The sequence below is a fragment of the Streptomyces antimicrobicus genome, from assembly GCF_020532625.1.
GTDB lineage: Bacteria > Actinomycetota > Actinomycetes > Streptomycetales > Streptomycetaceae > Streptomyces > Streptomyces antimicrobicus.
Map to the genome: position 1 here is coordinate 23814 of NZ_JAJAUY010000029.1, position 23418 is coordinate 47231.

The following is a 23418-nucleotide window of genomic DNA, read 5'->3' on the forward strand; positions in this document are numbered from 1 at the left end:
CGTCTCCTCGACTATATACCCCTAGGGGGTATCCAGGCGAGCGACGCGAGCATCTCCCGTGGCGGGTGCGGCCGTCGTGGTGGCCATCGGCTCCAGGTACCGCAGCAGCACGGTCTTGAGCTCGGCGACGTATGCGGCGCGCTCGTCGCCCTCGGTGGCGAGGATCAGGTCCAGGGACGCCTTGAAGATGCCGAGGATCATGTTCGAGACGTGGTGCAGCCGGGCCGGGTCCGCGTCCGGGGTGAAGGTGTGCAGGATGCCTTCGACCCGGGCCAGCAGGCCGGCGTGCAGCGCCTCGTGCTCCTGGGTGATGCCGGGCACGCCGGAGCCGTGCATGAGGGCCCAGAAGGCCGGGTTCTCGCAGTTGAACGCGATCACGGGGTCGATGACGGCGTCCAGCAGCTCGGGCAGCGGCTTGTCCAGGTTCTCCGGCAGGAAGGCCTGGCCGTGCATCTCGTGGGCGCGCTGGAGCAGCTGCCCGCCCAGCTCGATCGCGATGGCCTCCTTGTTCGGGAAGAACTGGTACAGCGTGCCCGGCGACACGCCGGCCTCCCGTGCGATGGCGTTCGTGCTGGCGGCGGCGTAGCCGGTGCGGCAGAACACGCCGGCCGCGGCCGCCAGGAGCTGGGCGATCCGCCGCTCCCCGCGCGCCTGCCGGCGGCGTGGCGCGGCCGTCTTCTTGGTGCTCCCGGCGCTCCCGGCCTTCCCGGCGCTCCCTGCGTTCCCGGCGTTCCCGGCGTTCCCGGATTCCGGCACTTCGTCTCCCTTGTTTCCCGATGTCTTCCGAGGTGGTTGACAAACGCGAGGGGTCGCTCGCATTGTGGGGTGAGTGAATGCGAGTGGTAGCTCGCGTTTCGAGTCTATGGCGTTGTGGTCGAAGTACATCGTGGTCGACGGTGTGCGTCGCGGTACGAGTGGAGGGGGACGCCGCGTCATGTCCGATGTGAGGAAACCGCCGGGGCCCGGGGGCTGGACCCGGTTCGTCACGGCCCGGCCGCGCCTGTCGCTGCTGCTCACCCTGCTGGTCACGGCCCTGGCCGTGCTGGCCGGCGGGGGCGTGGCCGACCGGCTCGGCAGCGGCGGCTGGGAGGACCCGGGTGCCCGGTCCACCTGGGCCGCCCAGGCGCTGGAGCGCGAGTTCCCCGCCTCCCAGCCGAACCTGCTGCTCCTCGTCGACGCCGGGCCGGCGGGCGTGGACGACCCCGCGGTCGCCGCCGAGGCGGCCCGGCTGGCGGGACGGCTCGCCGCCGAGCCGGGGGTCGTGGGAGTCGGCTCCTACTGGGCGACGAAGCTGCCCGCCCTGCGCTCCGAGGACGGCCGGCAGGCCCTGATCACGGCCCGCGTGCAGGGCGAGGAGAAGACCGCCTCGCGGACGCTGGAGCGCCTCGCCCCCGCCTTCCGGGGGAGCCACGGACCGGTGCGCGTCTCGCTCGGCGGGCCGGTCGCGGTCCAGCGCGAGGTGACCACCACCATCCAGGAGGACCTGCTGCGCGCCGAGCTGATCGCCCTGCCGGTCACGCTCGTCCTGCTCGTCCTGGTCTTCGGCAGCGCCGTGGCGGCCCTGCTGCCGCTCGGGGTCGGAATCGTCGCGATCCTCGGGACCAACGCCGTGCTGCGCGGGCTGACCGAGGTGACCGAGGTCTCGGTCTTCGCCCTGAACCTGACCACCGCGCTCGGCCTCGGACTCGCCGTCGACTACGCCCTGTTCATCGTGCGGCGGTTCCGGGAGGAGCTGGCCGGGGGCCGGGAGCCGGCCGATGCGGTCGCGGCCACCTTGCGCACCGCCGGGCGCACGGTGCTGTTCTCGGCGCTGACGGTCGCCGTCGCCCTGTCCGCCATGCTCTTCTTCCCGATGTACTTCCTGCGTTCCTTCGCCTACGCCGGGATCGCCGTCGTCCTGATCGCGGCGGCGGCCGCGCTGATCCTGCTCCCGGCCGCCCTGGTGCTGCTGGGCCGTCGGGTGGACGCGCTGGACCTGCGGCGGCTGTGGCGACGCGGCCGCTCCGCGCAGCGGAAGCGGAGCGGGGAAGCAGCGCGGAACGCTGCCGACGGGTCGGCCGGGGACGTCGGGCGGGGCTGGGCGCGCTCGGCCACGCTGGTGATGCGCCGGGCCCCGCTGTTCGCCGCGGGCACCACGGCCGCGCTGCTGCTGCTCGGCCTGCCGTTCCTCGGGGTCGAGTTCGGCACCGTGGACGACCGCCAGCTGCCGGCCACCGCCCCGTCGCACCTGGTTCAGCAGCAGATCCGGGACGGCTTCCCCGCCGGCCCCGGAGCCGCCCTGGTGGTGCTCACCGAGGGGACCGCCGGGGAGCAGGACTACGCGGCCTACCGGGGGCGGCTCCAGGAACTGCCAGGGGTGCTCGGGGTCGAGGGGCCGGTGACCTCCGGGAAGTACGCCTACTTCACCGTGCTCGCCGAGGGCGAGGCCGCCGGGCAGCCGGCGCAGGACCTGGTCGGCCGGGTGCGCACGGTCGACGCCCCCTTCGAGACGGCGGTCGCGGGAGAGGCGGCGCGCCTGGTCGACACCCGGCACGCCATAGCCGGCCAACTGCCCGAGGCGCTGGGGCTGATCGTGGTGGCCACGCTGCTGCTGGTCTTCCTGCTCACCGGGAGCGTGCTCATCCCCCTGCAGGCGGTCCTGCTCAACGCGCTGAGCCTGACGGCCATGTTCGGCGCGGTGGTGTGGGTCTTCCAGGAGGGCCACCTGTCCGACCTGCTGGCCTTCACACCCACCGGGGACATCGAGACCACCCTGCCGGTGCTGATGTTCTGCATCGCCTTCGGACTCTCCATGGACTACGGGGTGTTCCTGATATCCCGCATCAAGGAGGAGTACGACCGCACCGGCGACCACGAGGGGGCGGTGCGCACCGGACTGGCCCGCACCGGCGGGCTGATCACAGCGGCTGCGGTGATCCTGGCGGTGGTGATGGTCGGCATCGGCGCCTCGCGGGTGACCAACACCAAGATGCTGGGGCTCGGCATCGCGCTGGCGGTTCTGATGGACGCGATGGTGGTGCGCAGCCTGCTGGTCCCGGCGGTGATGAAGCTGACCGGCCGGGCCACCTGGTGGGCGCCCGGGCCGCTGCGCCGGCTGCACGAGCGGTTCGGACTCAGCGAGGGGGAGGCCGAGCGGGAGCCGGGCACCGGGGAGGCTCTCGCGCCCGAACGGGCCGAAAGGGAACGGGCCGAGGGGGAACGGCCCGAGGGGGAACGGAGCGAGGGGGATTGGCCCGAGGGGGATCGGCCGGAGGGGGAGCGGCCCGGGAAGGTGCCGGCGGGCAGCCGCTGAGCCGCCACGCGCCGGCCGGTGGCGGGGCCTTGGGAGCCCCTGGCCCCGCCACTTCCGGCACGCGGTTCAGCCCTCGCGCCGGCCCCGGTTGCCGGGCCGCTGCGCCACCCAGGTGCGGATCGTGTCCGCGTACCAGTAGGGCTTACCGCCCTCCACATGGTCGGGTGCGGGAAGGAGCCCATGCTTGCGATAGGAGCGCACGGTGTCCGGCTGCACCCGGATGTGGGCGGCGATCTCCTTGTACGACCACAGCTTTCGGTCGGTCATGGCACACCTCCTTGTCCGCGCCCCAGGGGCGGCCGGGAGGCCGTCGGGGGAGCCGGGGCGCGGGCACTGACGATCACGCGGGTTGTGCCCGGAGAACGACGCTCGGTGACCGCCGGAGTGTGGTTGTGGACCTGCTGTGACGGAAGGCCCGCGTAATGCGGACATGTGTGACACGGAGGCGACTCCTGTGACGGTTGCGGCACAGGAGCCGCCAACGAGAACCGGCGCACCTCATGCGCGAAGCCCAGAGCGGAGCTCAGCGCGGAGCCGATGGCGGGGCTCAGCGTGTAGCCCAGAGGGGGGCTCGGCGCGGGGCTCGGCACGCAGCCCGATGCGCGGAGCCCGGCACCCCCGGCGCCCGACGCGCGGAGCCCGGCGCGGAGGTCAGCGGTAGAGGGGAGGGCGTTCGGCCATGTCCACCGGGGTGCGGCGGCCCGTGCGACGGGCCGTCAGGCCGGCCGCCGAGACGGCGGCGGCCGCGTAGCCGTCCCAGGCGTCCGGTCCCTCCACCCGCCCCCGGGCGACCGCCGCGACCCAGCCGCGCAGCTGGCGGTCGTAGGCGTCGGCGAAGCGCACGGTGAAGTCCTGCGGGATCTCGCCGCCCCAGCGTCCGGCGGACTGGACGACCATCGCCTGCCCGTCGCCGATGCGGGCGCTGCCGTGCTCGCCGACGGCCTCGCACTGCACCTGGTAGCCGAAGCCGCAGTTGACGAAGACCTCCACGTCCACCACCGCCCCGCCGGCCGTCTCCAGCAGCACCAGCTGCGGGTCCTGCACGCCCTCGGGCGCCGCCGACGAGGCGCGCGGTGACAGCACCGACACGGCGGTGACCTCCTGCCCGAGCAGCCAGCGGGCCGCGTCCACCTCGTGCACCACCGAATCGCTGATCAGCATGTCGCTGGTGAAGAACGACGGGGAGGAGGCGTTGCGGTGCCGGCAGTGCAGGAAGAGCGGCCGCCCGATCCCGCCCGCGTCCAGCAACTCCTTGAGCCGCGCGTACTCGGCGTCGTAGCGGCGCATGAAGCCCACCTGGATCCGGCGCCGGCCGAGCCGCTGTTCGGCCTCCATCACCCGCAGCGCCCCCGCCGGGTCGGGGGTCAGCGGCTTCTCGCACAGCACCGGCAGGTCCCGTGCCAGCGCCTGGAGCAGCGCCTCCTCGTGGGCCGGTCCCGGCGAGGCGATCAGTACCGCCCCGACCCCGGGCGCGGCTATCGCCGCGGCGGGATCGGTGTGGGCGCTCGCGCCCTCCAGGCCGGCCGCGACCTCCTTGACGCGGTCGCCGTCGGGGTCGGCCACGGCCACCACCCGGGCCCCGCCGACCGTCCGCCCGATCCTGCGGACGTGGTCGGCCCCCATCCGGCCGGTGCCGATGACGGCGATGCCGAGCGTGCTGGTCATACGGGTCTCCTCCTCAACGGGCGCCGCAGGAGCGCAGGTAGTCCCTGGTGCGGCGGGCGATCGGCAGCGGACGGTCCGGCGGGCAGGGGTACATGTCCTGTTCCACGATGGCGAAGAGCTCGGTGCCCAGTTCCTGCGCCGCGGCCAGGACCGGTTCCAGGGCGGGCACCCCGGACGGCGGCTCGCACATCACCCCGCGCGCCACCGCCGGCCCGAAGGGCACCTCCTCGGCGACCACCTCGGCCAGCACGCGCGGATCGACCTGCTTGAGGTGCAGATAGCCGATCCGTTCGCCGAAGGCCTTGATCAGCTCGACGCTGTCGCCGCCGCAGTAGGCGTAGTGCCCGGTGTCCAGGCACAGGGACACCGCCTCCGGATCGGTGGCGTCCAGGAAGCGGGCGACGTTCTGCGGGGTGTCGATGTGGGTGTCGGCGTGCGGGTGGACGACGATCCGCAACCCGTACCGCTCCCGCACCTCCCGTCCCAGGCGCTCGGTCTGGCGGGCCAGTTCACGCCATTGGTCCGCCGTCAGCTCCCGGTCCTCCAGCACCTTGCCCGTCTTGTCGTCCCGCCAGAACGACGGGATGACCACCAGGTGCCCGGCGCCCACGGCCTGCGTGAGCGCGGCGACCCGCGACACGTGCGCCCAGGTGTCGTCCCACACGGCGGGACCGTGATGGAGTCCGGTGAAGACGGTTCCGGCCGAGACCCGAAGCCCCCGCCGTTCGGTCTCCGCGCGCAGCCGTGCCGGGTCCGTGGGCAGGTAGCCGTACGGGCCGAGCTCGATCCAGGCGTAGCCGGCCTCGGCGACCTCGTCGAGGAAGCGTTCCCAACCGGTCTGCCGCGGATCGTCCGGAAACCAGACACCCCAGGAGTCCGGAGCCGAACCGATGCGGATACGGGTCAACGCGGGTGGGGAGGACGTCATGGCGGCCACCTTAGGGGTGCGAGGTTTCGAGGAGACTGGAGGACAGTTCGTGACCACCGACCCGTTCGATCTGATCACGATGGGCCGGATCGGGGTGGATCTCTACCCGCTCAGAACCGGGGTACCGCTCGCCGAGGCCGACACCTTCGGGAAGTTCCTCGGCGGCTCGGCCGCCAACGTGGCCGTCGCCGCGGCCCGGCTCGGCCGGCGCGTCGGCCTGGTCTCCCGCACCGGGGCCGACCCGTTCGGCGCGTACCTGAGGGCGGAGCTGCGCGGGTTCGGTGTGGACGAGCGCTGGGTCACGGAGGTCGCCGCGTACCCCACGCCGATCACGTTCTGCGAGATCTTCCCGCCGGACCACTTCCCGCTGTACTTCTACCGCCTGCCCAAGGCGCCGGACCTGGAGATCCACCCGAACGAACTGGACCTGGACGCGGTCCGGGCCGCGCGGATCTTCTGGATGACGGGAACGGGCCTGAGCGTGGAGCCGTCGCGGGCCGCGACGTTCGCGGCGCTACGGGCCCGGGCCGGGGCCCCGCTGCCGGGGGCCGGGGCCGCAGCCGGGGCCGGGCTCGGGGCCGGCGGCGCCGGGGTGACCGTCTTCGACCTCGACTGGCGGCCGATGCTGTGGGAGGAGAAACCGCAGCCGTACTACGCCGAGGCGCTGGAGCTCGCGACGGTGGCCGTGGGCAACGCGGAGGAATGCGCGGTCGCCACCGGCTGCGACGACCCGCGCGAGGCGGCGCGCGCCCTGCTGGCGGCCGGGCCGGAGCTCGCGGTGGTCAAGCTGGGCCCGGACGGCGTCCTCGCGGTGCACCGCGACGGCACGGTCGCGCAGGCGGCACCGGTGGCGGTGGAGGTGGTCAACGGCCTGGGCGCCGGCGACGCGTTCGGCGGCGCCCTGTGCCACGGCCTGCTGGCGGGATGGGACCTGGACCGCACGCTCCGGTTCGCGAACGCGGCCGGGGCGATCGTGGCGTCCCGGCTCGCCTGCTCCACGGCGATGCCCTGGCCCGCGGAGGTGGAGGAGGTGCTCGCGCGATGCCACTGACCGCCGAATGGGCCATGGACCTGACCCGCCTGAGGATCCTGACGCTGTCCCCGGGGGAGGCGTACACCTGGTCAAGCGGCCCTGACGAATGGATCGTCCTGCCCCTGACGGGCGCCTGCGAGGTCCTGTGCGAGGTCCGGCGCGGGGACCTGTCCCAGGGCCTGTCCGAGGTCCCGTCCGTGTCCCCGTCCGTGTCCGTGTCCCCGTCCGTGTCCGTGTCCCCGTCCGTGTCCGAGGCCCCGCCCGAGGCCCCGCCCGAGGCCCTGTCCGACTCCCTGACCGAGGCCGTGTCCGAGGCGCCTTCCCCGGCGGCCGGAGCCCCGGACCCCGCGCAGCCGCCCCCGCAGCGGTTCGACCTCCGGGGGCGCGACAGCGTCTTCGCCGGCGTCACCGACTTCGCCTACGTCCCCCGCGACGCCGGGGCCACCGTGACGGCCGGGCCCACCGGCGGCCGCTTCGCCCTGGCCGGCGCCCCGGCCCGGCGCCGCCTGCCGCCCCGCTACGGCCCGGCCGGCGCGGTCCCGGTCGAGCTCCGCGGCCGCGGCACCTGCTCCCGCCAGGTCAACAACTTCGCCGCCGCCGGCACCTTCCCCTGCGACCGCCTGATCGCCGTCGAGGTCCTCACCCCCGGCGGCAACTGGTCCTCGTACCCGCCGCACAAGCACGACGAGCACCACCCCGGCGAGGAGTCCCGCCTGGAGGAGATCTACTACTTCGAGATCGCCCCGCACGGCGCCACGCCCGGCCTCGGCTACCAGCGTGTCACCCCGTCCCCGGCGGGGAAGACCGACATCCTCACCGAGGTGCGCACCGGTGACGCCGTGCTGATCCCCGACGGCTGGCACGGCCCGTCCATCGCCGCGCCCGGGCACGACATGTACTACCTGAACGTGATGGCCGGCCCCGACGCGACCCGGGAGTGGCTCATCCGCGACCACCCCGACCACGGCTGGATCCGGGACACCTGGACCGGCCAGGAACTCGATCCGCGCTTGCCCTTCTACCGGGCGGAGGACCCGCAGTGACCACCCGCAGGCTGACCGTCGCCCAGGCCCTCGTCGCCTTCCTCGCCGCGCAGTACACCGAGCGCGACGGCCGCCGCCACCGCCTGATCGCCGCCACCTGGGGCATCTTCGGTCACGGCAACGTCGCCGGCATCGGCCAGGCCCTGGTGGAGAGCGGCGAGAAGACGATGCCCTTCCTCCAGGGCCGCAACGAGCAGGCCATGGTGCACGCCGCCGTCGGCTACGCCCGGCACAGCGGCCGGCTCTCCTGCCACGCCGTGACCACCTCCATCGGCCCGGGCGCCACCAACCTGGTCACCGGCGCCGCCCTGGCCACCGTCAACCGGCTGCCGGTCCTGCTGCTGCCCGGTGACACCTTCGCCACCCGCCCCGCCGACCCGGTCCTGCAGCAGCTCGAAGTGCCCGGCGCGGGCGACGTGTCCGTCAACGACACCCTGCGGCCCGTCTCCCGCTACTTCGACCGGGTCACCCGCCCGGAGGCCCTGGTCCCCGCCGCCCTCCAGGCCGTACGGGTGCTCACCGACCCCGTCGCCACCGGCGCCGTCACCCTCGCGCTGCCCCAGGACGTCCAGGCGGAGGCGTACGACTGGCCGGAGGAGTTCTTCGCCGACCGGGTCTGGCCGGTGCGCCGGCCGCTGCCCGACCGCGGCGAGCTCGCCGCCGCCGCGGCGGCCGTCCGGGCGGCGCGGCGCCCGCTGCTGATCGCCGGCGGCGGGATCCGGCACAGCGGGGCCGAGTCCGCGCTCGCCGCGTTCGCCGAGGCCACCGGCGTCCCCGTGGCCGTCACCCAGGCCGGCAAGGGCGTCCTGCCGTACGACCACCCGGCCGACGTCGGCGGCGTCGGCCACACCGGCACCGCCCCGGCCGCCGAACTGGCCCGTACGGCGGACCTGGTGATCGCCGCCGGAACCCGGCTGACCGACTTCACCACCGCCTCCGCCACGCTGTTCCAGAACCCGGCCGTCCGCTTCCTCGGGCTGAACCTCGACCCGTACGACGCCCACAAGCTCGCCGCCCGCCCCCTGGTGGGCGACGCCCGCGAGACTCTGGAGCTGCTGACCGCCGAGCTCGCCGGCCACCGGGTGGACGCGGCGTACGTGCGGGACTACGGCGAGGCCAAGGCCGCCTGGGAGCGGCGCGTCGACGCCGCCTTCGCCGCCCCCGACGAGGACGCCGTACCCACCCAGGTCCAGGTGCTGGGCGCGCTCGACGCCCTGGTCACCGACCGGGACGTGATCGTCGGCGCGGCCGGCTCCCTCCCCGGTGACCTGCACAAACTGTGGCGGCCCCGGTCACCGTCGCAGTACCACGTCGAGTACGGCTACTCCTGCATGGGCTACGAGATCCCCGCCGCGCTCGGCGTCGCCCTGGCCGAGCCCGGCCGCCCGGTGTGGGCCCTGGTCGGCGACGGCTCGTACCTGATGAACCCGACGGAACTGGTCACCGCCGTCCAGGAGCGCGTCCCCCTCAAGCTGGTCGTCCTCGACAACCACGGTTACGCCTCCATCGGCGGCCTCTCCGGCGCTACCGGAGGCGAGGGCTTCGGTACCGCGTACCGCTTCCGGGGGCCCGACGGAGGCTTCGACGGCGAGCCGCTCCCGGTCGACCTCGCCGCCAACGCGGCCTCCCTCGGCATGGCCGTGATCCGCGCCCGGACCGTCCGTGACCTGCGCGAAGCCCTCGCCCGGGCGCGCGCGGCGGACCGCCCCACATGTGTCTACGTGGAGACCCGAACGCCCGACACTGTGTCGGGCCCACCCCCCGCACAGGCGTGGTGGGATGTTCCTGTGGCCGAGACCGCGACCCGTGCGTCCGCGCTCTCCGCCCGCGAGGAGTACGACCGGCAAGCCGCTCAGCGACGTCGCCATCTGTGAAGGAGCTACGCACAATGAAGACCGTCAACCACTGGATCGGTGGCAAGACCGTCGAGGGCGCGTCGGGCAACTACGGCCCGGTCACCGATCCCGCGACCGGTGAGGTCACCACCCAGGTCGCGCTCGCCTCCGCCGAGGAGGTCGACGCGGCGGTCCAGGTGGCCAAGGAGGCCTTCCAGACCTGGGGCCAGTCCTCGCTGGCCGCCCGTACCAAGGTGCTCTTCGCCTACCGCGCCCTGCTGGACGCCCACCGCGACGAGATCGCCGAGCTGATCGTCGCCGAGCACGGCAAGGTGCACTCCGACGCCCTCGGCGAGGTCGCCCGCGGCCTGGAGATCGTCGAGCTGGCCTGCGGGATCACCACCCAGCTCAAGGGCGAGCTGTCCACGTCCGTGTCCAACCGGGTGGACGTGGCCGCGATCCGCCAGCCGCTCGGCGTGGTCGCCGGCATCACCCCGTTCAACTTCCCGGCGATGGTCCCGATGTGGATGTTCCCGCTGGCCGTGGCCTGCGGCAACACCTTCGTCCTCAAGCCGAGCGAGAAGGACCCGTCGGCCGCCAACAAGCTGGCCGAGCTGGCCAAGGAGGCCGGCCTGCCCGACGGCGTGCTGAACGTCGTCCACGGTGACAAGGTCGCGGTCGACGCGCTGCTCGCCCACCCCGACGTCGCGGCCGTCTCCTTCGTCGGCTCCACCCCGATCGCCCGCCACATCCACACCACCGCCTCCGCCCACGGCAAGCGCGTCCAGGCCCTCGGCGGCGCCAAGAACCACATGCTGGTGCTGCCGGACGCCGACCTCGACGCCGCCGCCGACGCCGCGGTCTCGGCCGCCTACGGCTCGGCGGGCGAGCGCTGCATGGCCATCTCGGCGGTCGTCGCCGTCGGCTCCATCGGGGACGCGCTCGTGGAGAAGATCCGCGAGCGCGCCGAGAAGATCAAGATCGGCCCGGGCAACGACCCGACCTCCGAGATGGGCCCGCTGATCACCGCCGCGCACCGCGACAAGGTCGCCTCGTACGTGCACGGCGCCGCCGACCAGGGCGCCGAGGTGGTCCTCGACGGCACCGGCTACACCGTCGACGGCTACGAGAACGGCCACTGGATCGGCCTGTCCCTGCTCGACAAGGTCTCCACCGACTCCGACGCCTACCGCGACGAGATCTTCGGCCCGGTGCTGTGCGTGCTGCGCGCGGAGACGTACGAGGAGGGCGTGGCCCTGATCAACGCCTCGCCGTTCGGCAACGGCACGGCGATCTTCACCCGCGACGGCGGCGCCGCCCGCCGCTTCCAGCTGGAGATCCAGGCGGGCATGGTCGGCGTCAACGTCCCGATCCCGGTCCCGGTGGGCTACCACTCCTTCGGTGGCTGGAAGGACTCGCTCTTCGGCGACCACCACATCTACGGCAACGACGGCATCCACTTCTACACCCGCGGCAAGGTCGTCACGACCCGCTGGCCGGACCCGTCCGAGGCCCCGGCGGGCGTGGACCTCGGCTTCCCGCGCAACCACTGAGCCACCGGCCCTTCGCGGGCCCCTGAGCAGCGGAAACCCCCTGGCCCACCCTCACCGGCCGGGGGGTTCTCCGCTGTGCGCGGCCCCGTCACGACGCGCCGGTCAGGACGCGCCGGTCACTCACGTCGGTCAGGACACGCCGGTCAGGGCGCGCCGGTCAGGACGCGCCGGTCAGGTCCCGGGCGCGCGGGGCCCGGGCCTGCGTGGCGCGCCTGCGGCGGCGGCGTACGGCCCACACCGCGCAGCCGCCCCCGGCCAGGACCAGCAGCGCGCCCACCGCGGTCCAGGGGACCGCCACGAAGTCCGCCGTGCCGGTCGCCACCAGCTCCGGCTGGGCCGTGGCGCTCGCGGTGACCCGTACGGTCACCCAGTCGGACTGGGGCGCGTCCGGCCAGGGTTCGGTCAGCTCGATCCGCTGGCCCGGCAGCAGTACCACCTTCAGTTCGCGCGGCGGACGGTGGAACACCGTGCGCCCGAACAGCCCTTCGGCCGCGAAGGCGATCCTCGGCTCGACCACCACGTTGCCCCGGTTGACCAGCGCGTACGAGATCGTGGCCCGGGCGTCCTCGACCCACGGCAGCAGCGGGGCGCCGCGCCGCACCCGTACGTCCTCCACGCTCAGGCCCGGCGTCAACGGCCCGGGCACGCGCAGGTAGAGCCGGGCGCCCACGGAACGCTTCACGCCGACCTTGACCTTGCCCTCCTGCTGGACGCCCTCCACCTCGGTGTTCAGTGCCACGATCCCGCCGACGTGGTCGCCCGGGACGGCGTCCTCGGGCACCTCGACCGTGAACGGCAGGTCCTTGCGGCCCTTCGCCGGCACCGTGACCGCCGTGCCCGTCGCGGACGGCAGCGCCACCCACGTCCCGACCCCCGTCGGCTTCGTCTCGACCGGCAGCAGGGCGAAGGCACCGCCGACCACCGTGTTGACGGCGTCGGTCGCGAAGACCTGGAAGGTCAGGTCGCGATCGGAGTTGTTGAGGATCGTGACGCTGTCGTGGAGGGTCGTGCCCGCCGCGCCCTGGTGGAAGAAGTACGCCCGGTCGGTCATGGCCGCGCCCGCCGGGGGCGTCGGGAACACCCCCCAGGTGCCGTTCTCGGCCGCCGCGGCGGTCCCCGTCGGCAGCAGGCCCGCGGCCAGCAGCGCGAGCGGGGGGAGGAGCAGGCCGAGGAGCAGCCGGAGGCGGTGGGTGCGGCGTGTGCGGCGGCGGCGACGCGGCGGCATGGCGGGCTCCGGATCGGTGGACGGGACGGGCGCTCGAAGGGACCGGGTGGCGAAGGGACCGGGCGGGGGCGGGGCGGGGGGCGGGGCGGGGTGGGACGGGCGGGGCGGCGAAGGGCGGGGGCGGTGCGGCCGGTGCGCCGGTCCGCGCCACCCCCGCCAGGGTGGGATCAGGCGATCGAGAAGGTGACCACCGACCGGTAGGTGTCGGCGAACATGAACGGCGGGAGCTGGATCATCCCCGCGCCGCCGATCTCGAACTCGCCACCCGTCAGCTGGTCCCCGCCCGCCGCCTGCGAGGCCACCTTCATCGGGGTGTCCGTGATCGCGCCGGGCGCACCGGCGGTGCAGGTGCTCGGGCTGTCCGGGTTGGTGACCTTGCAGCTCGGCTGGATGCCGATCTGCGCCTTGGCCATGGCGTGGCCGGTGGCCTCGTTCAGGAAGGGCGTACGGGTGGCCGTGACGTCCCAGCCGAGCGTGCCGCCGCGGAAGTCCTGGACGGTCATGGCCGAGAACTGGCCGACCACCGACTGCGGCTTGCCGTTGATGGTGACCTTGCCGAAGTTCACCGGCGGGTTGCCGGCCTGCGGGCCGATGCCGAGCGGACCCGGCAGTACCTCGACGTCGACCGGGTTCTTCACGCCCGGTACGTCCTCGACGAAGACGAAGGCCCGGTACGGCGTGACGGACCCGTCGATGCGGATCTCGTCGGCCTTCTTGGTGACCGTCAGGGTGCAGGTGGCGGCGCCCGTGGCGTCCGCGGTGCCGGTGCCGGTGTCACCGGTCGGGGCGCCCGCGAGGAGCGCGGAGCAGGTCACCGCGCCCGCCGGGAAGTTGGCGCCGGTGGCGACGACGGCGGTGCCCGCCTTGCCGCTGTTGGGCGTCAGCTTGGTCGTGACCGGTTCCTTCGGCAGCGCGGCGACGGCCACGCTGCCCACCGACGCGCTCGGCCGCGGCTGCGGCGTGCACGTGGTGGTGTAGAGCGTGCCGCCGAGGTCGGCGTCCGTGATCACCTGGTCGATGGTGACGTCGACCGTGGTGCCCTCGGTGCCGTCGGGGATCTTGATCGTGCCGGAGAACTTCGGCGGGTCGGCCTTCTTGCCCGCCTCCTGGTGGCTGGGCGTGGCCGGACTGGTCACGGTCTGCGCGACCCCGCCCACGAGCAGCTTGGCCTTGATGGTGTTGACGGTGTCGATCGTGAACATCGGTACGACCGGGGTCTCGCCCGGGTCGATCTCGATCGGCACGGTCTCGCCGGCCCTGGCCCCGTCGGGCAGGGTCACGGTGAAGTCCTGGTTCCCCTCGGCACCGGGCTGCGGCGCCGGGGCGACGCACTTCATGAACACCGGGGTGGTCCTGGTCGCCGCCTGCGCCGTCCCCGCAAGACCCGCCACACCACTCGTCAGGGCCAGGGTGAGGGCTCCCGCCCCGGCCAGCACTCTTCGTCGGAACGTCCTCGTGCTCACTTCGGTCGCGACTCCTTCGTCAGGACGAACCCTCCCCCCACCCGCTGTGCGGGGGAGGCCGAGCCGGTGCGGTGGCCGACATTGACGCGTCGCGGTCCTGAGAAGTCAATGACTTCCTTTCGGCTCCTTTCGTCCGAAGCACACAGAAATTGATGTCCCATCAGGGCGTGGGGCACGGGTGGCGCGCCGGACCGCCGCTCAGGGGGCGGTCACCGCAGGGGACGGTGCCGGGGTGGGGGTTACGGGCGTCGGCGTCGGCGTCGGCGTGGGCGTGGGCGTCAGGGCCGGGGACGCCGGGGCCGGAGCCGGGGACGCCGGGGTCGAGGACGCGGGGGTCGGGGCGGCGGGCGTCGGGGCCGGGGACGCGGGGGTCGAGGGCGCCGGGGTCGGGGCGGCGGGCGTCGGTGCCGGGGTCGGGGTCGCGGGTGCCGGAGCCGGCGCGGCCGGGCTGTGCAGGAGCAGGTTCGGCGTGCCGGCCGGGACGCCCGTGAGCCGGCCCGGTTCGGCCGCGTCCAGCACGGCCTTGCGGACCTGCGCGGGAGTGGCACCGGGCCGCGCACCGAGCACCTGCGCCGCCACGCCCGCCACGTGCGGGGCGGCCATGGAGGTGCCGGACATCGTCCCGGTGGCGCCCGGCAGGCCCATCCAGGCCGAGGTGACCCGGCTGCCGGGAGCGAAGAGGTCCACGCAGCGGCCGTAGTTGGAGTAACCCGCGCGCCGGTCCTGCCGGTCGCTCGCGGCGACCGTGAGGGCGTCCGGCGCGGCCGCGGGGGAGGAGGTGCAGGCGTCGCGGTTCTCGTTGCCGGCCGCGACGGTGACCGTGATCCCGGCCCGGACCGCCCGCTGCACCGCGCGGTCCATGGTCGCGCTGCGGTCGCCGCCCAGGCTCATGTTGACCACCGCGGGCCGGGTCCCGGAGGCCTTGACGTCCTTCACCGTCCAGTCCAGGCCCCGCAGGATGGCCGAGAGCCGGGCAGTGCCGCGGCACGTCGCGACCTTCACCCCGACGAGCTCGGCCTCCTTGGCGACCCCGTACGTCGCCCCGCCGATGCTGCCGGCGACGTGCGTGCCGTGGCCGTTGCAGTCGGCCGAGGTCTCCAGGAGCACGGCGTTGGCACCGGTGCGGGCCCGGCCGCCGAACTCCCGGTGGTGGGTGCTGATGCCGGTGTCCAGGACGTAGACGGTGACCCCGGCGCCGGTCCGGTCGTAGGTGTACCCGCCGTCGAGCGGCAACGCGCGCTGGTCCAACCGGTCCAGTTGCCAGGGCGCGTCCGACTGGGTGTCACTGATCCGGAACACGGCGTCCGGTTCGACGGACGCGACCCGGGGGTCGGCGGCCAGCTCGGCGGCGCGCGCCGCGGTGGTGCGCACGGCGAAGCCGTTGAGCACCGTGTCGTAGACGTGCCCGACGTCGTCACCGGCCTCGGCCGCCTCCGCGGCCACGGCGCGGGCCATGGCCCGCGGGGCGGCGCCGTCCTGGAGCACGACGACGTAGGGCGCGTCCGGTTCCCGCGGCGCGGGACGGGCCTCGGGATGCGAGGGCACGGCGGCGGTGGCGACCAGGGCGGCGGCGGGGAGCAGCACGGAGAGTGGGGTCATGCCGCGATGCTCGGCGAGCCGCCGACGCCCCGCGCGGAGGGTGCGCCGACTGGACGCACGACACGCCGTACCGGGGTGACGGGCGGGGCGGGTTCATGGGGAGCAGGGGGGCGGTCCGGGCCGGGTGGGTACAGGGTGCCGACCCGGGCGGGTCACGGGCGTGGCGTCCGTCCACGAGGGCTTCGCCCGCGCCGGGAGTGCGTCCAAGGGGACCTCGCCCGGGTCCAGTTCGGGGGCCGGCCGCACCGGCACGGCGGAGGCCGCGGCTGTCGGTGCCGGCCGGCGTGGGCGCGGCGCGCGGACCGGTCGGGTGGGCTCGGGTCGGGTCAGCGCCTTTCGTCCGACGCGGCCTCACCCACGGCCGGGGGCGCGGCCGTACGCACGGCCCGGGGCGCGGCTGTACGCACGGCCCGGGGCACGGCCTCACCCACGGCGTGGGGCGCGTTCTCCCGTACGGCGTGGGGCCTGTTCTCCCGTGCGGCCTGGGGCGCGTTCTCCCGTACGGCCCGGGGCTCGTTCTCCCGTACGGCGAGGGCCGCGGCGTAGCCGGCCGGGGCGGGCAGGTCGGACAGGTCCCAGCCCGCCACCGGCGCGGGCGCCTGGGCCGAGCCGACGTACGGTTCGGCCAGGCCCAGGGCGAGACCGGCGCCGGTGGCCTTGAGGTAGGCCTCCTTCCGCGCCCACAGGCGGGCCAGCGCCGGCGGGCGGGCGGCCTCGGGCAGGGCCCGTAGCTCGGCGGTCTCCCGCGCGTGCAGCGTGTTCAGGACGTCCGCCACCGCGGCCGCGCTCGGCACCGCCTCCACGTCGACGCCGACCGGCACGGCAGCCAGGGCGACGTAGGCGACGTCCCCGCTGTGCGAGAGCGAGAACCGCACGCCGCCGCCCACCACGACCGGCCGCCCGTGCGGCTCGCCGCAGCAGTGGCAGTCCTCGCGGCCCAGCTCCACCGCCTCCGGCGGCAGCCCCAGCGCGTTCCCCAGCAGCACCCGCAGACCCAGGTGCGAGGCGCGGTAGCGCTGCCGGTCGGCGGGTCGGACCAGGCGCCCGGCCCGTTCCCGCTCGGCGGCGTCGAGCGTCCGCTCGGCGTCGGCGACCCGCAGGCCCCCCACCACGTCCGAGGTCGTGTCCAGCGACCAGACGGAGACCCCGGCCGGATCGGGGAGGGCGGCGGCCTGCGGCGCGGCGGCGCCCAGCCGGTTCACGTACGCGATCATCCGTCGAGCGTAGTACGTTCGCCGTAACGATCATCGTACGACCGGGTGAAGGTGCGCCGGGCCGTACCGGCCGGGCCGAACCGGCCGAACCGGCTGAACCGGCCGAACCGGCCGAACCGGCCGAACCGGCCGAACCGGCAGGGCCGAAGGGCCGAACCGGCCGGGACAAGGCCGGGGCAGGCTGGGGAACAGGGGAGGGAGCAGGAGATGCGCAGTGCCGCCGTCACGCCCGGGGGCGACCGGATCCGCTGGGTCGACCTGCCGGGCGCCGAGCCCGCGCGGGTCTACGTCCACGGCCTGGGCGCGACCTCGCCCGCGTACTTCGCGGCGAGCGCCGTCCATCCGCTGCTCGCCGGGCGCCGCTCGCTCCTGGTCGACCTGCTCGGGCACGGCCACAGCGACCGCCCCCAGGACTTCGACTACACCCTGGTCGCACACGCCGACGCGCTGGCCGCGGCCCTGACCGAGGCGGGCGTGGCCGGAGCCGAGCTGATCGCCCACAGCATGGGCGGTTCGGTCGCGATCGTGCTGGCCGCCCGCCACCCGCACCTGGTCGCTGGGCTCGTGCTCGTCGACGCCAACCTCGACCCGCTCCCGCGCCGGCCGGGGACCGTCGGCAGCAGCGGGATCGCCTCGTACACCGAGGCGGAGTTCCTGGCGGGCGGCTGGGCCGAGGTCCGCGACCTGGCCGGGGCGCACTGGTGGTCCACCATGCGCCTGGCGGACCGTACCGCCCTGCACCGCAGCGCGGTCGGGCTCGTCACGGGCAGCGTCCCGACCATGCGGGAACTGCTGCTGGAACTGCCGATCCCGCGGACCTACCTGCTCCCGGCGGCCGACGCCCCGCTCGCCGGCGCGGAGGCGCTCGAGGCGGCGGGCGTGTCCGTGGTCGCCGTCCCGGACTGCGGGCACAACATCATGCTGGACAACCCGGACGGCTTCGCCCGCGCGACGGCGGCGGCGCTGAGCTGAGCTGGGCGGGGGCGCCGAGCTGAGCTGGGCGGCGGCGCTGAGCTGAGCGGAGCGGGGGCGAGCTGGGCGGGGGCGAGCGGTCGGGGCGGGGGTCAGGGTGCGGCCGGGCCCGGGGAGGGGACGGCGGTGGCGGCCTTGCCCGCCTCGGGCGAGGCCTCTCCGTTGGTCCAGGCGTAGACCCTCTTGCCCCGCACCACGACCTGGTACTGCACCGCGTCCCCGCACACGGGCCGCGCGTCGTGCCGGGCGTCGGACGGCCACCAGCGCGCCCGCAGCGCCGGCGCCCCGACCGGCTGCGTCCGCCCATCGCAGGGCGGCATCCTGAACCCGGCGCTGCCGAGGGTGAAGCGGATCAGCCTGCCTTCACCGTTCGTCCGTATCTTCACCTTCACGTGGGTGGCGTCCTGAGGGACCCACGCGGGCAGGGCGAAGCTCCGTCCGCTGTCGCGCGGCGCGTCGGCGGCGGAGGAGAAGCTCTTCTCCTTCTCCTTGAACAGCTGCGCCTTGACGGCATCGGTCGCCGCGTTCGGCGGCAGCTCGGGCAGGACGAACGCGGCGGTCGCGAGGACACCGACCGTCGCCACGGCGATGACGAGTGGACGCTTCATACCCACCAGTCTCACCAGCCGGCCCCCCCGGACGGGTCCCCCTGAGGGACGAATCGCCCCCCTGCCTCAAGTCGGACAGGGGTCATCCCGCAGTGCCGTACGGCCGGTACGCCCGAACACCGGAACGAGCGTCAACCGGCGTACTCCTCCAGGGAGTTAGCTAGAGATGACGCGTATAGCGGGATGCAAGGCGCGCACCCTACCTTCCCCGTGAGTTCTCCCACCCCCACTCACGGAGGAACCCGATGAGACGTCGCTCCCAGCCGGCCCTGGCCACCGCCCTCGCGGCCACCGCCCTCAGTGGTGTCATGGTCATGGCTACTCCGGCCGCGGCCGTGCCGGCCGACAAGCCGCAGGTCCTGAGCAGTTGGACCCAGACCAGTGCCGCCAGCTACAACTCCTGGGTGACCGCCCGCGCGAACCGGAGCCGCTGGGCCGCGTACGCCTTCGACTGGTCCACCGACTACTGCAGCAAGTCCCCGGACAACCCCTTCGGCTTCCCCTTCCAGACCGCCTGCGCCCGCCACGACTTCGGCTACCGCAACTACAAGGCGGCCGGCACCTTCCCGGCCAACAAGCCGCGCCTGGACGACGCCTTCTACGCCGACCTCAAGCGGGTCTGCTCCACCTACTCGGGCGCGAAGAAGACCTCGTGCGACGGCACGGCCTGGACCTACTACCAGGCAGTCCGCGCCCTGGGCCTCACCCCGCAAACCACCCCGACCCCGCAAACCGCTCCCACCCCGCAAACCGCTCCGACCCCGTAAACCACTCCGAGCCCGCAAACCGCTCCGACCCCGTAAACCACTCCGAGCCCGCAAACCACCTGACCCTCAAGCCCATGACCTGGAGGGCGGGCCCGATGCCGCAAAGGGCCCGCCAAACCCCCCCACCGGGCTTTCACGTCGCAGGAGCGCACCACCCAGGCACCGGAACGTTCCCTTCCGACGCAGGGGCCGCCAGGCTCACGCGAACACGTCCTCCTCACGTCCTGGCCAAGCGAGGGTGATCCCCACCCGCTCACAGAGGGGTATCCAGCGTGACTCCGTCGGTTCCCGCTCGACCCACAGCACGGCGCGCACGGAATTCGCCCGGTCCGCGAGCCTGTCCTGGTAGTCGAGCAGCTGCCCGATACCGGCGCGCAGCTGCCGCGTCTCGTTGGCCCGGGTCAGCGACTTCACCTCGCAGACGGTCAAGTCATCGTCATTCGACCGCCAGCCGAGGTCGAAGTCGGGGTCTGCGACTCCGGGCGAGAACACATCCAGCCCTCCGATCCTTGCAGCGGCCGCCAAGTCGTTCTGCAGCTTGCGATGTGCCGTGAGGTTCCTCGTGACGAGTTCGATGTTGGTGAGGCCGGGTTGGGCGGACGTCAGCTCTACCGATTCGTCCGCCACGCGGTATCCGCATCCGACCGGGACACTGGGGGGCTGGGTGGTGCTGCCCACCGGTACCAGGTGGAATCGGATCACCTTTCGCAGCGGCCCTCCGCCCGTTTCCGGCGCCTCCCCCCAGGAGTACGGTTCCTCCGGGTCCACGGCGAACTCACCCACGTACCGGACGATGCCGCGCGACCCCTCGAACAGCCGCAGGGAGAGTCCGAGACTCACGTGATCCCGAGTGGACGAGTTGCCCAGGCTGTCGAAGGTCTGGGGCCCCTTCTGCCCGTCACCCGTGTAGTGGAACGTACCGTCCTCAGCCCACTTGTCGAAGTAGCCGTGCTGGTGGCCCGTCTTCGGATCGGTGAAGAGCAGCACGTTGGGGGACTTGGCGCACTTGCTGATGCCCCCCTGGCGGCTGCCGCCGTACCGGTCGTGGAGCTTCTTGCGCTTGATGGTCTGGCCGGGCTGGAGGTGCCAGGACGGCACTCCGCCTTCGACGTGTCCGGTCGCGAGAGCCTCCTCGAACGCGCTCCACTGCTCCGCGGTCACCCTGTGCGGATTGGCGGCGAACAAGGTACTCAGCGGGGACTCCTCCTGAAATCGCAAGTCCTCTGTGAAGCGCTGCCGCGGTATCGGCTGTGCAAGCCACTCTTCCATGACCAACGGCGCGTACCAGCGCGTTCCGGGGGGCTCCTGCCAGTACTCGTCGGGAGCGGTCGGCTGCTGCGTGGGGACGCCCGTGACACGGCCCCGGCCGACGAGGCCGCCACGAGGGCCCGTGACCCACATGACGAACTCGTCGCCGGCGGCCAGCTCCTTCAGATGCCGCCCGACGCTCCAGGACCTGAGCTCGTGTCCATCTCGCCGATACCGGTCGAGGTCGAACATGTCCTGGTTGCACGCCAGAAGCCACGTCGCCATGCCCACCCCCATGGGTCGAGAAGATCAGCAATCCGAGCCTACGGCAGCGGTCCGACAGTGCAGACGGGTTTGGGCTGCAAGGAGGGCGGGGGGCGATCCGCAAGGAACGTGGCCTGGAGCGCAGGGAGGCGGACGACATATGCGTCGTTCCCTGCCGGCCCGCGTCGCGAGAATCCTCCGTGGGTACATCGAGCGCGAGGTCGAGGGGTACGCCTCCCCACTCGCGAAGAAGGTGTACGACCTTCGCCACACCTGCCTCACCAATTGGCTGAACGATGGAGTGCCGCCGGCTCAGGTGGCGGAGTGGGCGGGGAACGGCGTGCCGGTCCCGCTCGCCATCTACGCCCGGTGCATCGTCGGCCACCTGAAGGATCTGAAGCACCGGATCGAGGCCGGGGGAGACCTGCCGGAAGCGTGAGCGGGGGCACGGCGTGCGGACGGACGCGGAGAACGCCACCGCGCATCCACCGTGGCCACCTGAGGAAGCGCGGAGACACCCGGAGAACCGCGGAGACAGCCGCTCGCAGTCGGACGGCCGTTCGGGTGGTCCGGGCCGCCGTCCGGCTCTTACGCCGGCACTACTTCCCCCGCGCTAAAGTGCCCTGACCTGCGCAAAAGCCCCCCGATGCGATCCAGCGGAGGGCCAGGGAAGGCTGTGGAAGAAGAGCGCCCCCGGCAGGACTCGAACCTGCGGCCAAGCGCTTAGAAGGCGCCTGCTCTATCCACTGAGCTACGGGGGCCGGAAGGTGACCGTGTGCGGTCTGGAGCCCCGTGGTGGGGGTGGGACTTCGGCCGTGCCGGGTCAAGGATAGGGCTCCGGTCGCCTTGTCCCGGTTGCTTCGCTCGCGTGCCACGATGTGGAGGTTCGGTGAAGCGGTCCCGATAATCGCAGGCAGGTGCGATTCTCGCACCGCTTTTGCGCCGCCACGCGCCGGGTGTTGTGCACTCGTTATGCCTGCGCCCCACTCGCCCCTTGTGTCTGTGATGTTCCGCCCGAGTCGCGGTCGGCGCGCGCAGGGCGTATAAGCTTCAAAAAAGGTCACAAATTGGGCATTCTTCGCATGTGGTGACCTTGGATGTTCGGCCTCAGCTGCTCGATGCCCTGTCCGCCCTGCGCGACCGGGTCGCCTCCGTGCGTCTGCCGCTGCCCCTGCCGGGAGCCCCGCGGGCCCGGCAGACCAGGGCCGAGCTGCTCGCCCAGCTCGACGACTACCTGGTCCCCCGCCTGAAGTCACCCGAGGCACCGCTGCTCGCCGTCATCGGCGGGTCGACCGGTGCCGGCAAGTCCACGCTGGTCAATTCGCTCGTCGGCCGGCAGGTCAGCGAGGCCGGGGTGCTGCGGCCCACCACGCGCACGCCGGTGCTCGTCTGCCATCCGGACGACCACCACTGGTTCGCCGGCATGCGCGTCCTGCCCGACCTGCTGCGCGTCTGGCTGCCGGCCGACGAGGAGGAGGAACTCCTCACCCCCGCCGGCCGCAGGACCGCCAAGGCCAGGGCCGCCGCCGGCGGCCGTGAGCTGCGGATCGAGACCGTCAGCACCCTGCCGCGCGGGCTCGCCCTGCTCGACGCGCCCGACATCGACTCCCTCGTCGTCGAGAACCGTGCCCTCGCCGCCGAGCTGATCTGCGCCGCCGACGTGTGGGTCATGGTCACCACCGCCTCCCGCTACGCCGACGCCGTGCCCTGGCACATCCTGCGCACCGCCAAGGAGTACAAGGCGACCCTCGTGATCGTCCTCGACCGGGTGCCCCACCAGGTGCTCGCCGAGGTCTCGCGGCAGTACGGCGCGCTGCTGACCCGGGCCGGGCTGGGCGACGTACCGCGGTTCACGGTTCCCGAGCTGCCCGAGTCCGCCGGGGGCGGTGGGCTGCTGCCCGCCAGCGCGGTCGCGCCGCTCGCCGCCTGGCTGCTGCACCACACCCAGGACCCCGCCGCCCGGCAGCAGGCCGTCGGCCGTACCGCCCTCGGCGCGCTCGACTCGCTGCGCCGCCGGATGCCGGAACTGGCCTCCGCCGTCGCCGCCCAGCACGCCGCCGCCGTACGGCTGACCTCGGCCGTCGAGGACGCGTACCGCAGGGAGGGCAAGCGGGTACGGGGCCGGTTGGACGCGGGAGCCGTGCTCGCCGGGGACACGCTGACCCGGTGGCGCGGCTACCCCCTCGACACCACCGCGGACGAGCTCCTCGACTCCCTCGCCGAGAGCCTGTCGGCCCTGCTGCAGTGCGCCGTCGCCGCCGCCGACGAGCGCATCGCCGAGGCCTGGCGCAAGGAGCCGGCGGCCGGCGCGATCCCGTTGCCCACCCCCGACCGGGAGGCCGGCCGGCGCATCGGCGTCGCCGTACGGCACTGGCGGCGGGTGCTGGAGGAACTGGCCGAGGAAGAGGTCGCCCAGCTCGCCAAGCAGCCGCCGCCGGACCCCGACGGCGTGGCCGCGCTGCTGGTGGCGGCCCTGCTCGGCGGCAAGCGGGCTCGGGGCGCCGGGGAGAAGCTCGTCGAGCGGATCGGCGTACAGGCGGCGCTGCGGCTGCGCGACCGCGGCGGAGAACTCGTCGGGGAGCACCTGGACCAGGTCCTGCGCGCCGAACGCGACCGGCGCCTCGCCCCCCTCGACGCGCTCGAAGTGACCCCCGAGGCCCAGGCCGAGCTGATCGCCGCGCTGTCCGTACTGCAGAAGGAGAGGTGACG

19 protein-coding genes and 1 tRNA gene are annotated in these 23418 nt (G+C 73.7%); 9 read left to right on the top strand and 11 right to left on the bottom strand.

Annotation, left to right across the window (positions count from 1 at the left end; genetic code table 11):
• Positions 1 to 21 precede the first annotated feature (21 nt).
• On the bottom strand, positions 22 to 756 hold the full coding sequence (locus LG632_RS10625) for a TetR/AcrR family transcriptional regulator (RefSeq protein ID WP_226726667.1): 735 nt from the start codon (positions 754 to 756) through the stop codon (positions 22 to 24).
• 178 nt (positions 757 to 934) lie between these two features.
• Between LG632_RS10625 and LG632_RS10630 the strand changes: the two genes are divergently transcribed.
• Complete coding sequence (locus LG632_RS10630) at positions 935 to 3292, top strand: MMPL family transporter (protein WP_226726668.1); 2358 nt, start codon at positions 935 to 937, stop codon at positions 3290 to 3292.
• Positions 3293 to 3358: 66 nt separating this feature from the next.
• Here the strand turns inward: LG632_RS10630 and LG632_RS10635 are convergent, their stop codons facing one another.
• From LG632_RS10635 to LG632_RS10645, 3 genes are all read right to left on the bottom strand, one after another.
• Complete coding sequence (locus LG632_RS10635) at positions 3359 to 3559, bottom strand: helix-turn-helix transcriptional regulator (protein WP_226726669.1); 201 nt, start codon at positions 3557 to 3559, stop codon at positions 3359 to 3361.
• Positions 3560 to 3943: 384 nt separating this feature from the next.
• Complete coding sequence (locus LG632_RS10640) at positions 3944 to 4957, bottom strand: Gfo/Idh/MocA family protein (protein ID WP_226726670.1); 1014 nt, start codon at positions 4955 to 4957, stop codon at positions 3944 to 3946.
• 13 nt (positions 4958 to 4970) lie between these two features.
• Positions 4971 to 5885, bottom strand: coding sequence for a sugar phosphate isomerase/epimerase family protein (locus LG632_RS10645; RefSeq protein ID WP_226726671.1), 915 nt, complete (start codon positions 5883 to 5885; stop codon positions 4971 to 4973).
• 79 nt (positions 5886 to 5964) lie between these two features.
• On the opposite strand from LG632_RS10645, the gene LG632_RS10650 reads away from it, so the two are divergent.
• The 4 genes from LG632_RS10650 to LG632_RS10665 are packed head-to-tail and all read left to right on the top strand — an operon-like array spanning position 5965 to position 11349.
• Entirely contained in the window at positions 5965 to 6936 is a 972-nt protein-coding gene (locus LG632_RS10650) for a PfkB family carbohydrate kinase (protein ID WP_226726693.1), read from the top strand.
• On the top strand, positions 6927 to 7961 hold the full coding sequence (gene iolB, locus LG632_RS10655; protein ID WP_226726672.1) for a 5-deoxy-glucuronate isomerase: 1035 nt from the start codon (positions 6927 to 6929) through the stop codon (positions 7959 to 7961). Before LG632_RS10650 ends, iolB begins: the two co-directional genes overlap by 10 nt.
• Positions 7958 to 9835, top strand: a complete 1878-nt coding sequence (iolD, locus tag LG632_RS10660) for a 3D-(3,5/4)-trihydroxycyclohexane-1,2-dione acylhydrolase (decyclizing) (RefSeq protein ID WP_226726673.1) — start codon at positions 7958 to 7960, stop codon at positions 9833 to 9835. Before iolB ends, iolD begins: the two co-directional genes overlap by 4 nt.
• A 14-nt stretch (positions 9836 to 9849) precedes the next feature.
• Positions 9850 to 11349 carry a CoA-acylating methylmalonate-semialdehyde dehydrogenase gene (locus tag LG632_RS10665; RefSeq protein WP_226726674.1) on the top strand — a complete coding sequence of 500 codons (1500 nt, stop codon included), beginning with the start codon at positions 9850 to 9852 and terminating at the stop codon, positions 11347 to 11349.
• Positions 11350 to 11506: 157 nt separating this feature from the next.
• Here the strand turns inward: LG632_RS10665 and LG632_RS10670 are convergent, their stop codons facing one another.
• The 4 genes from LG632_RS10670 to LG632_RS10685 all read right to left on the bottom strand — a co-directional run bounded on the left by LG632_RS10670 (position 11507) and on the right by LG632_RS10685 (position 16850).
• The gene (locus tag LG632_RS10670) at positions 11507 to 12574 is read right to left on the bottom strand and encodes a WxL protein peptidoglycan domain-containing protein (protein WP_226726675.1); all 1068 of its coding nucleotides are present in this window, start codon (positions 12572 to 12574) and stop codon (positions 11507 to 11509) included.
• A 167-nt stretch (positions 12575 to 12741) separates the two neighbouring features.
• Positions 12742 to 14037, bottom strand: coding sequence for a hypothetical protein (locus LG632_RS10675; protein WP_226726676.1), 1296 nt, complete (start codon positions 14035 to 14037; stop codon positions 12742 to 12744).
• Positions 14038 to 14235: 198 nt separating this feature from the next.
• Entirely contained in the window at positions 14236 to 15636 is a 1401-nt protein-coding gene (locus tag LG632_RS10680) for a S8 family peptidase (RefSeq protein ID WP_226726677.1), read from the bottom strand.
• A 326-nt stretch (positions 15637 to 15962) separates the two neighbouring features.
• On the bottom strand, positions 15963 to 16850 hold the full coding sequence (locus tag LG632_RS10685; protein ID WP_226726678.1) for a 4'-phosphopantetheinyl transferase family protein: 888 nt from the start codon (positions 16848 to 16850) through the stop codon (positions 15963 to 15965).
• Positions 16851 to 17057: 207 nt separating this feature from the next.
• On the opposite strand from LG632_RS10685, the gene LG632_RS10690 reads away from it, so the two are divergent.
• The gene (locus LG632_RS10690) at positions 17058 to 17822 is read left to right on the top strand and encodes an alpha/beta fold hydrolase (RefSeq protein ID WP_226726679.1); all 765 of its coding nucleotides are present in this window, start codon (positions 17058 to 17060) and stop codon (positions 17820 to 17822) included.
• 92 nt (positions 17823 to 17914) lie between these two features.
• Here the strand turns inward: LG632_RS10690 and LG632_RS10695 are convergent, their stop codons facing one another.
• Complete coding sequence (locus LG632_RS10695) at positions 17915 to 18430, bottom strand: hypothetical protein (RefSeq protein ID WP_226726680.1); 516 nt, start codon at positions 18428 to 18430, stop codon at positions 17915 to 17917.
• Positions 18431 to 18675: 245 nt separating this feature from the next.
• Here LG632_RS10695 and LG632_RS10700 point away from each other — a divergent pair, with 245 nt between their 5' ends.
• Positions 18676 to 19197 (top strand): phospholipase, encoded by a 522-nt coding sequence (locus tag LG632_RS10700; protein ID WP_226726681.1) that lies wholly within the window; start codon positions 18676 to 18678, stop codon positions 19195 to 19197.
• Between the two features lie 198 nt (positions 19198 to 19395).
• On the opposite strand, the gene LG632_RS10705 is transcribed toward LG632_RS10700, so the two are convergent.
• A complete protein-coding gene (locus LG632_RS10705; RefSeq protein ID WP_226726682.1) occupies positions 19396 to 20730 on the bottom strand; it encodes an SRA domain-containing endonuclease in 1335 nt (444 codons plus the stop codon).
• Positions 20731 to 20869: 139 nt separating this feature from the next.
• On the opposite strand from LG632_RS10705, the gene LG632_RS10710 reads away from it, so the two are divergent.
• A complete protein-coding gene (locus tag LG632_RS10710) occupies positions 20870 to 21148 on the top strand; it encodes a site-specific integrase (protein ID WP_374203450.1) in 279 nt (92 codons plus the stop codon).
• Between the two features lie 249 nt (positions 21149 to 21397).
• Here the strand turns inward: LG632_RS10710 and LG632_RS10715 are convergent.
• Positions 21398 to 21470: transfer RNA gene (locus LG632_RS10715), tRNA-Arg, on the bottom strand.
• Between the two features lie 332 nt (positions 21471 to 21802).
• Between LG632_RS10715 and LG632_RS10720 the strand changes: the two genes are divergently transcribed.
• Positions 21803 to 23416, top strand: a complete 1614-nt coding sequence (locus tag LG632_RS10720) for a dynamin family protein (RefSeq protein ID WP_226726683.1) — start codon at positions 21803 to 21805, stop codon at positions 23414 to 23416.
• Positions 23417 to 23418: the final 2 nt, after the last annotated feature.

Coding starts and splice junctions, on each gene's coding strand:
- LG632_RS10630 (WP_226726668.1), top strand. CDS start 935: ATGTCCGATGTGAGGAAACCGCCGGGGCCCGGGGGCTGGACCCGGTTC.
- LG632_RS10635 (WP_226726669.1), bottom strand. CDS start 3,559: ATGACCGACCGAAAGCTGTGGTCGTACAAGGAGATCGCCGCCCACATC.
- LG632_RS10640 (WP_226726670.1), bottom strand. CDS start 4,957: ATGACCAGCACGCTCGGCATCGCCGTCATCGGCACCGGCCGGATGGGG.
- LG632_RS10645 (WP_226726671.1), bottom strand. CDS start 5,885: ATGACGTCCTCCCCACCCGCGTTGACCCGTATCCGCATCGGTTCGGCT.
- LG632_RS10650 (WP_226726693.1), top strand. CDS start 5,965: ATGGGCCGGATCGGGGTGGATCTCTACCCGCTCAGAACCGGGGTACCG.
- iolB (WP_226726672.1), top strand. CDS start 6,927: ATGCCACTGACCGCCGAATGGGCCATGGACCTGACCCGCCTGAGGATC.
- LG632_RS10665 (WP_226726674.1), top strand. CDS start 9,850: ATGAAGACCGTCAACCACTGGATCGGTGGCAAGACCGTCGAGGGCGCG.
- LG632_RS10670 (WP_226726675.1), bottom strand. CDS start 12,574: ATGCCGCCGCGTCGCCGCCGCCGCACACGCCGCACCCACCGCCTCCGG.
- LG632_RS10680 (WP_226726677.1), bottom strand. CDS start 15,636: ATGACCCCACTCTCCGTGCTGCTCCCCGCCGCCGCCCTGGTCGCCACC.
- LG632_RS10685 (WP_226726678.1), bottom strand. CDS start 16,850: ATGATCGCGTACGTGAACCGGCTGGGCGCCGCCGCGCCGCAGGCCGCC.
- LG632_RS10690 (WP_226726679.1), top strand. CDS start 17,058: ATGCGCAGTGCCGCCGTCACGCCCGGGGGCGACCGGATCCGCTGGGTC.
- LG632_RS10695 (WP_226726680.1), bottom strand. CDS start 18,430: ATGAAGCGTCCACTCGTCATCGCCGTGGCGACGGTCGGTGTCCTCGCG.
- LG632_RS10700 (WP_226726681.1), top strand. CDS start 18,676: ATGAGACGTCGCTCCCAGCCGGCCCTGGCCACCGCCCTCGCGGCCACC.
- LG632_RS10705 (WP_226726682.1), bottom strand. CDS start 20,730: ATGGCGACGTGGCTTCTGGCGTGCAACCAGGACATGTTCGACCTCGAC.
- LG632_RS10710 (WP_374203450.1), top strand. CDS start 20,870: ATGCGTCGTTCCCTGCCGGCCCGCGTCGCGAGAATCCTCCGTGGGTAC.